This is a genomic window from Lysobacter sp. 5GHs7-4, assembly GCF_021284765.1.
Classification (GTDB): Bacteria; Pseudomonadota; Gammaproteobacteria; order Xanthomonadales; family Xanthomonadaceae; genus Lysobacter.
In genome coordinates, this window is the sequence record NZ_CP089924.1 from 815753 (window position 1) to 829505 (window position 13753).

Consider the following 13753-nt stretch of genomic DNA (forward strand, 5'->3'; position numbering starts at 1 on the left):
CTCCTCAGTCCCCAAAGGGGGAGGCTCAAAGCAAATGCGATGAGGAGTCGAACCACCAGTGAAGACGCCAGCAGTTCCCCCCTTTGAAAAAGGGGGGCTAGGGGGGATTTGCTTTTGCTGTCGCTCTCGCCCGCCAACCCAAAGCGAACAACCCCACCTCAATCCTCGAACTTGCTCCCACCCTCGGCCGCGAACCCCGCCGCCACGCCGCCCTTGCCGATGTTGACCATGCTGGTCAGGCTCATCACCGCCTCGAACAGCTCCACATTGTGCTCGCGGCAGGTATCGCGCAGGCGTTCGTAGCCGGGCAGGGCGTGCATTTCGTCGAGTTCGCCGCCGTAGCTCAGGCACAGCGTCGGGGTCATCAGGCCGTCGCGCACGCGCTTGCCGCAGTGTTCGAACAGCTTCTGCGCCGCCGGCTCGAAGCCCTTGATCTTGGCGACCGGCCCGGTCTCGCCGCGGTTGCAGTGCAGCACCGGCTTGATGTCCAGCATGGTGCCCAAGGTGGCGCTGAGCAGGCTCACGCTGCGGTCGCCGCGTGCGCGGGTGCGCGCGCGGATGTAGTTCAGATCGCGCGGGATCAGATAACCCTGCGTGTGCAGCGCCAGATTCTCCAGCCGCGCGCGGATCTTCGGCGCGCCCTCGCCGGCGTCGCGCAGGCGCACGGCCTCCACCGGCAGGATGCCCTGCGCGGCGAACAGGTTTTGCGAATCGATCACCCGCAGCGCGAACGGGGTGTTGTTGCCGGCGGCCATGCGCACCGGCTTGTAATCGTTGAGGATCGCGAAGCTGGCCTGGTTGGCGTTGTCGTAGATCGGGCTGCGCGTCTTGGTGATCGTCATGCAGAACACGTAGTCGTAGTCGATCGCCAGCTGGCTCACGAACAGGTCGCGCACCTGTTGCACCGTGAACGGCGTGGTCTCGGCCTCGAAGCCGCGTTCGGCCAGATGGGTCTGCAGGAAGTGCAGGGTGGCCTCGGGGTTGCGGTGGTCGGTCAGCACGGCCTCGCCGATCCGCACCGTCACCGGCAACAGATGGATGTCGTGCTGCTGCAGGTACTCCAGCGGCAGGTCGCAAGCCGAATCGACGACTAGTCCAATGCGCATAGTCCCCCCCCGGGTGTTGGCGCCAAGACATTTCGAATTGTGACCGGCAGCATACCCGGCATGCGACAAGGCCGTGTCTACGGCCCTGAACGCCGGAGCCGGCGGCGTTCAGGCTGGGCGCTGTACCCCCACAGGCAATGTGCCAACCCGCTGCATTTCGGGGTCGGCGAGCACGCCCGGGTCGCGCAGCGCCGCCAGGGCGAAGTCGTGGGCGTCGTTGCCCCAGAACATCGCCCCGTCGAAAGCCAGGGTGGGCACGCCGTACACGCCGGCCGCGATCGCCGCTTCGGTGTTGGCGCGCAGCGCCGCCTTGGTGGCGTCGCTGCCGATCGTGTCCGCGTCCACGCCCAGCGCGGCCGCCAGCGGCGCCAGCGCCTCCAGGCTGTCGCCGGCATGGCCCTGGCCCCAGATCCATTCGAAGATCGCGTCCACCGATTCGGCGGTGGCGCCGGCCGCCACGCACAGGCGCAGCGCCGGCAGCGGATTGAACGGATGCGTGGGCGGGAAGCGCAGCGCCACGCCCTCCTGGCGCGACTGCCACAGCACGTGGCGGTAGGTGAACTCGCGTTTGCCGGGGATCTCCGCAGGGCCCTTCTGGCCGTGCGCCACCAGCACCGCGCCGAACACCACCGGCACCGGCCGCAGCGGCGTCGCTGCCGACAAGGTTTTGACCTTCTGCCAGGCCAAGTAGGAGAACGGCGAGATGAAATCGAAGTACCAGTCGATCGCGGTCATCGTCTAAGCCCTCAACGCCATGCGCCCAGGATCACCCCGTACAGGATGAACTGAAGGATGTGGTAGCCGCTGTCGATCATCCACAGCTTGAGGCTGCGCTGGGCGAAGGCGTAGTTGATGCCGAAGCTCATCGCCACGAAGAACAGGCCGACCACGAAGCCCACGCCGAAACCGTCCGCCGCATTGGCGCCGGTGGGCAGCAGGATGGTGAAGATCAGCGCCGACAGCAGGCTGCAGACGAAGGCGATGGCGAAGATCCGCGCCGGATGCCGCGGCGCCGAGTCCGGATCCACCCCGGCCTCGCGGCACCAGGCCTTCTTGAACAGCGGCCCGTACCAGATGCCGCCCAGCAGGAACGCGGACGCGGCCGCGGCGATCACCGCCAGCCAGTTGAAATCGATGTTGGGTAGGGTCATGCCAGGAACTCCGGAGCGGGGACGGACGGCTTCAGCAGCCGACGGATTCGTAATGCGATGCCGCGTGCAACAGTTCGCCGTCCCTGGCGCGCGACGACAGGAACAGCGTCGGCCGCGATACGTTGTAGTGATCGCTCAGATCGAAGATCAGATCGAGCCTGCCGTCGCGATCGATATCGCCGGCGAACAGCAGCGCCGGCGACGCGTCGTCGCCCAGCAGCACCTTGCCGCCTTCCTCGCGTCCGGCCATGCGCGCCAGCGTCTGCTCGCCGCCGGCGCCGCGCAACAGGATGCGGCAGTCGTGGCTGGCGTGTTCGCTGCGCTGGGGCGTGCAGGCGGTGCGGATCTGGTAACGCTGGCCGCCGTGCTGCAACTGGTACGCCGGCACCGCGCCGGGTTCGCTGCGGCGGTCGATCCGCGCCGCCAGCACCGCGCCCGCGGCCAGGCCGCTGCCGCGCAGGTAGGCCACGATCTGGTTGCCCGGCGCCTCGTGGTCGGGCTCCAGCGCCGAGGTCACGCGGCGGCCGCTGGTCTGACCGGCCTCGTCCAGCAGCGGGTCTTCCACCGCCTGTACCCGCAGCCGGGTCGAACTCAGCCAGGCGCGTTCGCCGCTGGCGCGCAGGGCCAGCCAGGTTTCGCCGTCGCGCGCCACCGGCTCGTCGCCGTGGAACTGGCCGGGCGGCTGCAAGGCGACCGCGCCGCTCAACGCGGCGGCGGCCAGCAGCGGCAATGACAACGATGGCATCAGGGGCGTCCCGCAGTCCGGTCCGAAACGCCGCCAGCATACGTCGGGCGGGGGCTTGTCGCGCGCACCGCCCGGGCAGACACTGGGCCCGACGCGGGGAGCCGATGAAACGAGTCTGGATCGCGGCGTGGTTGGTGCTGTGCAGTGTCTGCGCCCCGGCGTGGGCTGCCGGCCTCGTGCGCGTCGAGCGCCTGGACCGGCCCGCCCCGGCCACCTTCGAGGCCCTGCGCGCCCTGCCCGATGCCGCCTACGTCGCCCAGCCCGGCGCGGCCCAGCTCAGCGGCGCGCAGAACGGCCGTGGCTGGTGGCGGCTGCGGCCGGAGTCCTCGGAAGAGCCGCGCGTGCTGCTGGTCTACCACCCCTTCAGCGCCCGCATCACCGTAATGGCGCCGCCCGATTACCGCCCCCAAAGCGCCACCATTTTCGACCCGGGCCCCCAGGCCAGCCATTCGCGGCGCTCGCTCGCGTTTCCGTTGAGCGCGGCCGGCCCGGTGTACGTGGGCGTGGAGGGCGCGCGCTATCCGCTGCAGATCGCCGTGCGCACCAGCGCCGAGTACGCGGTCGAAGACCACCGCCACGTGCGCGTGCTCTGGCTCAGCATGGGCATCCTGGTGGGCGTGTCGCTGGTGGTGCTGCTGTTCTGGACGCAGCTGCGCGAGCGCGTGTACCTGCTGTTCTCGGCCAGCATGGTGCTGCAGCTGCTGTACGTGCTGTGCGCCTATGGCGACGCATACGCGCTGCCGGCGCTGGCCTGGCTGGGGCGTTTCGGCGTCGCCGGCATCTGGTTCGTGGCCACGTCCTCCACCATCGTCACCGTGCTGTTCCTGGCCGAGTTCGCCGACCTGCGCCCGCGCGCGCCCTGGCTCACGCGCGCGCTGCTGATCGTCGGCGCCTGGATACCGCTGGTCATGCTGGTGCTGCTGGTCTCGCCGTGGCCGGTCAGCAAGGCCTGGTTCCCGCCGCTGGGCAACGGCCTGCTGATGCTGGCCAACGTGCTGGCCGTGGTCACCCTGGCCGCGGTCTGGCTGCGCGGCGGCCGCCACGCTGGTTTCGTGCTGATCGCCTGGGTGCCGCTGGTCACCGTCTCCACCGCGCGCGCCATGCAGCTCAGCGCCGGCGTGCCGTTGGCGCCCTGGCTGGAATACGGCCTGCCGGTGATGCAGGCCTTCGCCGCGGTGGTGCTGGTGCTGGGCCTGGCCGACCGCATGCTCACCTTCCGCCGCGAGCGCGACGTCGCCCAACTGCACGCCGAACACGACGCTCTCACCGGCGTGCTCAACCGAGCCGGCATCATCACCCGCCTCAACCGCGCCGTCGCCGAAGCGCGCCGCAAGCGCCAATCGCTGGCCGTGCTGTTCCTCGACCTGGACCACTTCAAGGCCATCAACGACAGCTACGGCCATCCCGTCGGCGACGCCTGCCTGTGCGCCGTCACCGAAAGCATCCATTCCGAAACCATGCCCGCCTATCAACTGGGCCGCATCGGCGGCGAGGAATTCCTGCTGCTGCTGCCCGGCGTCAGCGACATCGTCGCGCGCGAAACCGCCGAACAGATCCGCCGCAAAGTCGAACGCCGCTGCCGCGAAGTCAAAGGCATGCCGGTCGCGCTGACCCTGAGCATCGGCGTGGTCGAATGCGGCCCCGACGACAGCGCCGCCACCCTGATCCAGCGCGCCGACGCCGCGATGTACAAAGCCAAACACGAAGGCCGCAACCGCGTGGTCATGCTCGACACCCAGTCCGTCGCCGTCTAAGCCACCAGGCTTTGGGGTAGGAGCGGCGTCAGCCGCGGCCACGCGCCCTCATCCGCATCGCAGCTCCAACCGCCCTTGTAGGCGCTGCGTAAGCTGCGACCGCGCCGCCTCGCATACATCGCAAGCCACAGACCCCTGCGCCCCTTCCGCTTTCTGTGGGAGCGGCGTAAGCCGCGATTGGCTCCAAATCGAGTAGCAAATCCACCCCCGCCCAGCCCCCAACAGCAACGGCCAATAGTCCGCCTTCCGAACCCAAGGTCGGACATCGCCAGCGCACACCACTCCCCATGCGACGAACCGGTACTCACCTGAGCCGTGCCGAACACGCGCCAACACCCGCCTTACACCCGCCCGGGTAAAGTCCCACACCACCGACAGCCGCTCCCCCGCCGAGGCAACCCATGCTCCGCATCGCCGCCCTACTGACGATCGTCGCCCTCCAGGCCGCGCCCGCCCACGCCGCATCGCCCTCGAAGTCCCCCCTGATCGGCCGCTGGTCCCTGGACGTCAGCACCCTTCCCATGCCGCCCGCGGTCCGCCCCAAGCGCGTGGACCTCGAGTTCCGCGACGCCCCCAACGGCCAATGGACCACCCGCGTCGACATCGTCGATCAGAACGACGGCAAGATGCATTCCGAATCCACCCTGTCCCTGGACGCCACCCCCGGCCGCGCCACCGGCACCTACTGGGTCGACGTGCTCGCCGCCAAGATGCCCGCGCCCGACGTGCTGGTCATGCAGTTCGTCTACGAAAAGATCCCCCGTTCGACCCGCGTCTACACCGTCAGCGCCGACCGCAAGACCCTCACCGAAACCGAAACCTACTTCACCTCCGACGGCACCCCGAAGATGCGCACCGCGCAGTTCTCGCGCGCCGCGGACGCGCCCTGACACGCGGCCGCTCAGTCGGGCCTGCTCGCACCATCAGCCCCCGAACGCCCTAAAGTCGGTCAAAATGCCGATGGCACGGAGGCGGCATTGCGACAATGCGACAGGTCGGACGCATCTCGGACTGGAACGAAGACAAGGGCTACGGCTTCGTCGTGCCGCACGACGGCGGCAGCCGCGCCTTCGTCCACGCCAAGGCCTTCCAGTTCGGCTCGCGCCGACCGGTCGACGGCGACCTGATCTCGTACGCCACCGTCAAGGACGGACGCGGCCGTACGAATGCGGTGGATGTGCGCTTCGCCGGCCAGAAGATCGAAGCGCGCAAACCGTCCAGGCCCCCCAAGCCGCTGCCGATACCCCGGCTGGCCATCGGCTTGCTGTTCTTGCTGGCAACGGTGGCCTGCGCATTTCTCGGCCTGCTTCCCATCGTCGTCATGGCCGGCTACCTGTTGATGAGCAGCGTGTCGTTCCTGATGTACACCCTCGACAAAGCCGCGGCCGGTAAGGACGCACGGCGCACGCCCGAAAACACCTTGCACGTCGTCGACCTGCTGGGCGGCTGGCCGGGCGCCCTCATCGCCCAACAACTGTCGCGCCACAAGACGATAAAAGCCTCGTTCCAGTTCGCCTTCTGGATTACCGTGTTCGCCAACCTGACGGTGGTGGCATGGCTGGTGTACAGCGGCGTCGTCTAAGACAGGTTGGGCGGATAGGCGCATCAGCCTTGCCTTCGAGCCGCAGCCGCAAACCGATGTGTAGATCGACGCCTTCCGGACGCCCGTTGCGATGAATACCCCTACCGACATCGAAGGCAGAGAGTTCGATTGGTTTTCGATCGATCAGGACGGCCGCTACGCCCTCTTCGCCACCGCCGGCTATGGCATCGCTCCCGAAAGGGTGCGCGCCAACGCATCGGCCTACGATGCGATCGGGGAGTTCATCCCCATTACGGGCTGGGGCAGCGCCGCGGTCTGGCAGAGCTATGCGCGTGTCGGCCTGTACGCCTACGACTGGTCGGATATGCAGGGTGCTTACGTTCGAGTGGCCCTGCCGGAGGTTGCACTGCCCCCGCAGTTGGCTGCGGAGCTGGCGGCCTGTAAGGAAATACACGTCTTCGACGGATCATTCTCAAACACCGGGATGATCTGGCCGGAGTGGCGCAACGACGATTCTTGAGCGAAAGCGGCCATCGCAAAGGACTGGAAGATGCAGACATACGCGCTAGCGGCCGCCGTGCTCGCGATCCTCATCGCCGCGGTGCATTCCGTGCTCGGCGAGATACTGATATTCCGCCGCTTGCGTGACGGCGGCATCGTTCCAGCCCTGAGCGCTCCGCCGCTCAAAGAACGCCACGTCAGGATCCTGTGGGCGTCGTGGCACCTGGTCAGCGTGTGCGCGGCGGGTTTCAGTGCGGTGCTCGTCTATCTGGCCTCTCCGGGCGGCCGCTACTCGCTTGCCGAGGTCGTGCTGGCGGCGGTCATGTTCACGTTCCTGGGAGGCGCCTTGCTGGTACTGGTGGGCACCAGGGGGCGCCATCCGGGCTGGATAGGGTTGCTGGGGGTAACGGCCTTGGTTTGGGCGGCGGCGACCTCGGCCCAGTAACCAGTAGGATGCGGTGCTCGATTCGATTGTGCCGCGCCGCAGACGGCGTAAAGAGGGGATAGGTGAAACGATACTGGCCGACCACGGCCCTGCTGTGCGCGCTGCTCTCGGCCGGTTGTTCGTCGGCGCAAGACGGCTTTGTGCCCCGGGCGCCTTTGCGCCACATCGCGCTGACGTTCGACCAGGCCCAATGGGAAACGGTCATCGAAGGCCGCGAAGGCGATGCCACCCGGCTGTTGATCATGGGACCGGAGCGTGCCGTGGCCATCGGCTTCAGCGAGTTCGAAAGCGTAAAGCCCACCCGAATGCAGGCGATGGTGGCCCAGCAACTGCTCGACGGATTGCACACCGAGTTCGGCAGCATCGAGCCCGCCGGCCCCAAGCTGCCGGCGCGTGGCCTGGCGCTGCCCGATGGCTGGACCTGCGACCATCGCGTCGTCGCCAAACAGCCGGGCTCCGACCAGCGCGCCTATACCAGCTGCGTCCATTCCACCATGACCTGGTTCGCCAACATGGTGGTCATCACCCCCTTGGATGCGGGCGAAGCCGAGATCGAGGCGGCCAATGCGGTGCTGTCGACCCTTCGGACGGACTAAGTCGTGTCGACGACAGGGCCAGACCTCATGCGTATCGACCCTCTAAGGCCTCGGATCGCGGCCCTCCCTACATTGGCCCGTGTCACCACCTCACTCCACGAGCTACCGGCATGAACACCGACCCCCCGTTCTGCGCCCTCTACCGTTGGCGTCTGCATCCCGGCACCGAACCCACCTTCGTCGAGGCCTGGTCTCGCGTCACCCAGTTGCTACGCGCCGAGCGCGGCTCGCTCGGCTCGCGCCTGCACCGCGGGCCGGACGCGATTTGGTACAGCTACACCCAATGGCCGTCGGCGGCAGCGAAAGCCGAAGGACTCGCGCGCCCGTCCGTGGACCCCGAAGCCTGGCAGCGGATGCGCTCGTGCATCGCCGAGAGCCTGCCCGAGGTGATCCTGGAGCCGGTGGCGGACTTTCTCGCGCCGCTCAGTCACGACCCGAGTCAAAGCCAGAATGTCTGATTTCACCTGTTTGGAGTGCGAAGCGCCCATGCACCTTACAAACTGGGACTTGGCCCCATCGAGGTCGCCAGAGACATTTCTTTGCAGTCAGTGCAAGTCAGAACACATGCTGAGCCGCCCGACTATGCTCCTGGCGCTGATGCCCATTCTCGTGTTGTCGATACTCGTCGTTTTAGCCGCGCGCCGACTGTCGGGCCGCCTGTGGCTGGTGCCGGCGCTAATAGCGGCCTATGTACTCGGATTGCCGATGGGGGCTCGGCTAGCGCGCCGGTACGGCGGGCTGGTCAGACCGTACAAGCCTTGGTTTTAGTGCGACCAGGCAATTCGCGCTTGGCGGCCCACACCGCAGCAGGTGGGCCTGGCTCTACGGCGTTTTATCCGCTTTAGCCCGTTCCGCAAGCCGATGCGCCTTGTCGTACAACACCTTCGCCCGCTTCGCATCGCCCTTGGCCGCGTATGCCTCGGCCAGGCTGTCCCAAGTGTTGGGCGAGTCCGGAAACAACGTCGTGTTGAGCTCGAAGACGTACAACGCGGGATCGATGCCAAGATTCTCGCGAATGGAATAACCCGCCGTGTTGACCGCGCGTTCCAACTCCGCATCGTCGAGCGCGCGCTGGGCGCGTAGCGATCGGGCTTGCGCTCGCGCGTCTCCCGGCGCCGGCGCCTTCAACGCGTAGCCCACCAGCGTTTCGGATAGCGCCTCCGCCGGGAACCGATCCGGCGCCACCACCGCCATCGCGCTGCCCACCAGCACGCGCGACCAGACGTTGCGCACGCTGCCGTTGGTCAGGTACGCGAACACGTAGACGTCCTCGTCCAGCGAATCCCGAAACAGCACGCGCACCCGCACGCGCGTGCCGCCGTCATGGCCGACTTGCCGATACTCGCCGCTCTCGCCGTACTCCCAACCGGCGGCGAACCCGCCGCGCCGTCCGTTGCTCAGCGTGCGGGGCTGCCAGAGCCGGCGCAGCGTGGCCTTAGTCACCAGTTCGCCCGAGGTCACCGCCTGCAGGAACCGGGCGAGGTCGTCCAGCGTGAGATACAGCGCGGCATGGCCATAGGCGTAGCGGGGCCAGGCGATGTCCTGTTCCGGTTCCAGGCGCCCGTTCTTGCCGACATAACTGCGCACCACGCGCTGTTCCGACCGCGCGGCCGGGCCCCACCCGGTATGGCCCAGTTGCAGCTTGCGCACGATGCGTTCTTCGGCGATCTGCGCGTACGGCTTGCCGTAGTGGGCCTCCAACAGCGCGGTCAGCACCAGGAAGTTGGTCTGCGTATAGCGCGTGTCGGTGCCGGTCGGGAACGACAGCGGCGTATCGGCCAGCGACACGAACACCGCAGGCAAATCCTTGGGGAAGTCCGTGGTCGCCAGGGCGCCCCCGTCCGGTCTGGCGATGAAGTACTCCGGCACCCCCGAGGTGTGATCCAGGAAGTCGCGTACCGCGATGGTCCGCCAAGACGCAGGCAGGCCGGGCACGTAGGTGCTGGCCGGTCGGTCCAGATCCACCCGGCCCTGTTCGACCAACTGCATCACCAGGATGCCGGCGAACAGCTTGCTCAAGGAGTAGGCCGCGAACACATGATCGGCGGTCGCCCGTTCGTGGCGCTCCACATCCGCCTCGCCGTCCGCGCCGCGGAACAGCACCTGCCCATCGTGCGCCACCAACAGTGCCTGGCCGGCGATGCCGTAGCGCTGCCGATTGGTCTCCAACTGCCGCGTCAGCGCCGCAGACAGCGCGTCATCGGCCAGGGCCGAGCCCGGCAGCAGCAGTGTAAGCCCGAACAACAGCGCCATGGTCTGCCTGAAGATCATTCCGTCTCCCAAAGTCGTAAGGCGTCCTGGGCGCAGCGCCGGCCTCGCCGCGCGCGGCACCGGCGCCGTAGCGGGCGTTAGCTTGCCCGATGCGCCGCGGGTTTCCGTACTTGGCGGCCACCGGTTCGGCGCATCGGGCCAGGCCGGTCGGTGGCCATGGTCCGGCCCGGGTAGATGAATTCGGCCCCATTCTTTGGATACATTGAGCGCTACGTTGATCCTCTGGGGGGAGGGATATGGGGAAGGCTCGGGCGATAGTGGGCGCATGCGCGGCGCTGGCCGCGTGTTCGATGGGCATGTATTCGATGGGCGCAGCCGCCGGCGAGAAGGCGCCGTATCCGGATACCGGCGTGCAACTGGGCACGGGCTGGCATTCGACGCGCTTGCTCAAGACCAACGAGAACTGCGTGGTGGCGAGCCAGGCGGAAGACAAATCCGAAAAACGCACGCAGCGTTTCGAGGAGTTCACCGACACCGGCTCGTTCATGTCGTCCCTGTCGATGTCCGCCAAGGCCAAGGCCAGCTGGATCATCGGCGCTTCGGGGTCCGCCAGCGGCTCGCTGCTGCGCACCTACAAGATGGACATGAACTCCTTGAACATCAGCGTCGACCTGCGCATCGCGCGCGGCGCGACCTACCTGGTCCCCAAGGACGAAGGCCCCGAGCAGGGCAATGCGATCCGCCTGCACAGCGCGCTGGTGCAACTGGCGGAGAAGAATCCCATCGAGTTCCGCCGCCGCTGCGGCGACGCCTTCGTGTCATCGATCTTCCTGCAATCGGGCATCCAGGGCGTGTATTCGTTCTATACGCGCACCCAGACCGAACGCAACGAGGTCAAGGGCAAGATGGCCGGCGCCTACGGCCTGTTCAGCGCCTCCGCGTCGGCCAAGCAGATCCTCGACAAGATGAGCAAGGAAGGGCGCTTGTCGATCCACTACACGCAGTTGGGCGGCACCGGCACCCGCGTGGCCACCACCGAGGGCGAGTTGCGCGAGCTGGTGAAGGAACTGGGCACCGTCGCCGAGGGCGCCGCGCCGGTGGAAATCGGCATCACCTATTACTCCGAGCTGCCGAATTTCCCGCAGTCCCAGAACGCCGTGGATCAGGACATCGGCCTGATCGCCGATCAGTACCTCCGCCTGGAGGCCCTGATCAACGCCATGAACGACATGCGCCAGAACCGCTACGGCTACGGCCTGTTCGAAGCGGCCGACCTGCGCCGGATCGAACTGCTGCAAGACAGCGCCATCGCCCAGTACGACCGCCTCAAGAACACGCTGCAGCAATGCATACCGAACGACCGCGACTGCGTGTATCCGGCGGACCTCCCACGCGACGACTACGACATCCGCGCCCAACTGCCCGTGCGCATGATCGATATCCCGGACGCGGAGACGGCGCTGAACCAGCAGGACCAGGTGATGCAGCAAATGGGCGCGCTGGCCCAGCTTCCCAGCACGCCCGCCCGTGAGTACCAAATGCGCACCTTGGAAAACCAACTGGCGCAGCTGCGGCGCCAGCGCCAGCAGGTCGTACTGGATACCCGGTTCCGCATCTGGATCGAAGAGCCGTCGATCGCGCGCTGCAACCTGGGCGAAACCGCGCAATGCCTGAGCGTGCAGCGCCGCGACGAACTGCGCCTGCGCTACTTCAACCAGACCTTCGGCGGCTAAGGCGTGTTGTAGCAGACCGCCATATGCTCCACGCGCTGCGGCCCGGGTGCGTGGCTCCAGTCGCCCGCTGTGTAGATCACCGACTCGGCGATCAGCGCCGTCGTATGCGGCGGCATCCAGCCCTGGTCGCGGCCGCGCTTCATCGCCCAGCAGTCCGCGTTGGCTTCGCCGATCGGGCCGCCACCGTAGAACTGGTGCGCGCATTCGTGCGCGTAGACGAAGATCTGCACTTCCGCTGGCTGCGAGAAGAACTGGGGATTGAGGTGTATCTCCCCCGGCACCGCCTTGGCCAGGTCGTCCATCGGCACGATGTAGGTCAATGTGCCGGGACACGACACCGTAACGCCGCCGATGATGGGATTGGATCCCAACGGCACGGCCTGCGCCCGGGCCTGCCCGGCAGCGGCGCACAGCGACACACAAACGATCGCGCTAGCGAGTTTCATGGCTCCTCCCCTGTGGATATTCCCCAAGGAGCGATGTGGTTCCCCTTGGGGAGCTTCCTTTCGCCTGATGTGACTTAGGCGTGTGGCGGAAACTAGGCGTGTCGGGCTGCCGCTGTCAACGGCGACTAGCTGGGGAGAGAGCGCGCCGATCCTGCGGAGCGGTACGGAGGCCTATGGCACGAGGCGGCGGCGCCTGTATCGCCGAGAGCCTGCCCAGGTGGTCCTGGAGCCGGCGGCGGATTCTCTGGCGCCGCTGCCTAAGGGCGATGCGCAGCGGCACCCGGCTGCGAGGGAGCCGCCGCGTATCAGATCCCGTACTCCGGCAACGCGACCTCGTCGTGGAAGTAGCGCCCCATCAGCAGCTTGGGGAAGACCGGCAGGCGCATCAGCAGCGTGGCGTAGTCGCGCACGCGCACCCCCAGCGCCGTTCGCGGGACGAACGACGCCGCCAGGCTTTCAGCCAACTTCTGCTTACGCGCAATGGCCGTCTGCAGGCGCGCCTGATACTGCGCGAGGGCCGCCGCCGTATCGCCGCCGTGCCGATGCAACTCGCCCGCCAGCACGTAGGCCTGCGCCAGCGCGAAGCCCGCCCCCTCGCCCGCGATCAGGGAAGGGCAGGCCGCGGCGTCGCCGATCAAGGCCACCCGGCCCCGCGCCCACGCGTCCATGCGGATCTGGCTGATGCTGTCGAAGTAGACGTCCTCCGCCTGCGCCAGCGCCGCCACGATGCTGTCCGATTCCCAGCCGATGCCGGCCAGCGCGCCGGTCAACGCCGCCTTGCGCTCGGCCGCATTGGTCGGGGCCCGCCCCGGCAGGTGCTCGTCCCGCAGCAACACGAAGAACAGCATGCGATCGTCGCGCAGCGGGAAGCGCGCCACGTAGCGGCCGGGCGCGGTATAGGCCACGTAGGTAATGCCGTTGCGGGGCCGGTAACCGGCGACCTCGAACGACGCCACATGGCAGCCCATCGGATACTCGAACCTGTCGTCAGGCCCGAAGACCAACGGCCGCACGCGCGAATGCAGACCGTCCGCGCCGATCACCAGATCGAACTCCCGCGGCGCCACCTGCTCGAACCCAACACGTACCCGCGCCCCGTCGTCGTCGATCGAAGCAATGCTGTCGCCGAACAGCGTCTCCACCCGGCCCTCCAAGGCACCGTAGATCGTGGCGGCGATGTCGTAGCGGGCCAGCGTGGCCATGCGCCCCTTGGCCAGCTTCAACAACACGCTGGAGGGGTAGCCGCCCCGCGTGCGCCCCGACCGATCCACCATGCGCAGCTCGTCGGAGTGGTGCTGCAACGCCAGCAGCCCGGGCAGCAGCCCCATCCGTTCCAGCGCGTCGTAGCCGATGCCCCATAGGTTCACCACAAACCCGCCGGTGCGCAGCGCGGGCGCCCGCTCCACCAGCAGCACCTCGTGGCCTTGCTTGCTCAGCCAGTAGGCGAGCGCCGTACCGGCGATGCCGGCGCCGTTGATGGCGACTTTCATCTATGCGTGATCTCTGCGGTCGGGTGGGTGCG

General features: G+C 67.5%; 15 protein-coding genes. 8 read left to right on the forward strand and 7 right to left on the reverse strand.

The window, feature by feature from the left end:
* Window positions 1-158: 158 nt before the first annotated feature.
* From LVB77_RS03380 to LVB77_RS03395, 4 genes are all read right to left on the reverse strand, one after another.
* On the reverse strand, window positions 159-1106 hold the full coding sequence (locus LVB77_RS03380; RefSeq protein WP_232908806.1) for a DegV family protein: 948 nt from the start codon (window positions 1104-1106) through the stop codon (window positions 159-161).
* Between the two features lie 108 nt (window positions 1107-1214).
* Entirely contained in the window at window positions 1215-1841 is a 627-nt protein-coding gene (locus LVB77_RS03385) for a 2-hydroxychromene-2-carboxylate isomerase (protein WP_232908807.1), read from the reverse strand.
* 11 nt (window positions 1842-1852) lie between these two features.
* Entirely contained in the window at window positions 1853-2257 is a 405-nt protein-coding gene (locus tag LVB77_RS03390) for a DUF1761 domain-containing protein (RefSeq protein ID WP_232908808.1), read from the reverse strand.
* 31 nt (window positions 2258-2288) lie between these two features.
* Window positions 2289-3002, reverse strand: a complete 714-nt coding sequence (locus LVB77_RS03395) for a hypothetical protein (protein WP_232908809.1) — start codon at window positions 3000-3002, stop codon at window positions 2289-2291.
* A gap of 104 nt (window positions 3003-3106) precedes the next feature.
* On the opposite strand from LVB77_RS03395, the gene LVB77_RS03400 reads away from it, so the two are divergent.
* From LVB77_RS03400 to LVB77_RS03430, 7 genes are all read left to right on the forward strand, one after another.
* The gene (locus LVB77_RS03400) at window positions 3107-4756 is read left to right on the forward strand and encodes a diguanylate cyclase (RefSeq protein WP_232908810.1); all 1650 of its coding nucleotides are present in this window, start codon (window positions 3107-3109) and stop codon (window positions 4754-4756) included.
* A gap of 422 nt (window positions 4757-5178) precedes the next feature.
* Window positions 5179-5646 carry a LuxR family transcriptional regulator gene (locus LVB77_RS03405; protein WP_232910142.1) on the forward strand — a complete coding sequence of 156 codons (468 nt, stop codon included), beginning with the start codon at window positions 5179-5181 and terminating at the stop codon, window positions 5644-5646.
* 95 nt (window positions 5647-5741) lie between these two features.
* The gene (locus tag LVB77_RS03410) at window positions 5742-6338 is read left to right on the forward strand and encodes a DUF1294 domain-containing protein (RefSeq protein WP_232908811.1); all 597 of its coding nucleotides are present in this window, start codon (window positions 5742-5744) and stop codon (window positions 6336-6338) included.
* Window positions 6339-6429: 91 nt separating this feature from the next.
* Window positions 6430-6819 (forward strand): hypothetical protein, encoded by a 390-nt coding sequence (locus LVB77_RS03415; protein ID WP_232908812.1) that lies wholly within the window; start codon window positions 6430-6432, stop codon window positions 6817-6819.
* Between the two features lie 30 nt (window positions 6820-6849).
* Window positions 6850-7245, forward strand: coding sequence for a hypothetical protein (locus tag LVB77_RS03420; protein ID WP_232908813.1), 396 nt, complete (start codon window positions 6850-6852; stop codon window positions 7243-7245).
* Between the two features lie 62 nt (window positions 7246-7307).
* On the forward strand, window positions 7308-7841 hold the full coding sequence (locus LVB77_RS03425) for a hypothetical protein (RefSeq protein ID WP_232908814.1): 534 nt from the start codon (window positions 7308-7310) through the stop codon (window positions 7839-7841).
* A 110-nt stretch (window positions 7842-7951) separates the two neighbouring features.
* Window positions 7952-8299, forward strand: coding sequence for an antibiotic biosynthesis monooxygenase (locus LVB77_RS03430; RefSeq protein WP_232908815.1), 348 nt, complete (start codon window positions 7952-7954; stop codon window positions 8297-8299).
* Between the two features lie 364 nt (window positions 8300-8663).
* Here LVB77_RS03430 and LVB77_RS03435 read toward each other — a convergent pair whose 3' ends face one another.
* The gene (locus LVB77_RS03435) at window positions 8664-10094 is read right to left on the reverse strand and encodes a serine hydrolase domain-containing protein (protein WP_305068926.1); all 1431 of its coding nucleotides are present in this window, start codon (window positions 10092-10094) and stop codon (window positions 8664-8666) included.
* A 308-nt stretch (window positions 10095-10402) separates the two neighbouring features.
* Between LVB77_RS03435 and LVB77_RS03440 the strand changes: the two genes are divergently transcribed.
* Window positions 10403-11785: a hypothetical protein gene (locus LVB77_RS03440; protein WP_232908816.1), complete on the forward strand. Its 1383-nt coding sequence runs from the start codon at window positions 10403-10405 to the stop codon at window positions 11783-11785.
* On the opposite strand, the gene LVB77_RS03445 is transcribed toward LVB77_RS03440, so the two are convergent.
* Together LVB77_RS03445 and LVB77_RS03450 are read right to left on the reverse strand one after the other, a co-directional pair.
* Window positions 11782-12231, reverse strand: coding sequence for a hypothetical protein (locus tag LVB77_RS03445; protein WP_232908817.1), 450 nt, complete (start codon window positions 12229-12231; stop codon window positions 11782-11784). The genes LVB77_RS03440 and LVB77_RS03445 overlap by 4 nt on opposite strands.
* 305 nt (window positions 12232-12536) lie before the next feature.
* Complete coding sequence (locus LVB77_RS03450) at window positions 12537-13721, reverse strand: FAD-binding domain (protein WP_232908818.1); 1185 nt, start codon at window positions 13719-13721, stop codon at window positions 12537-12539.
* Between the last annotated feature and the right edge of the window lie 32 nt (window positions 13722-13753).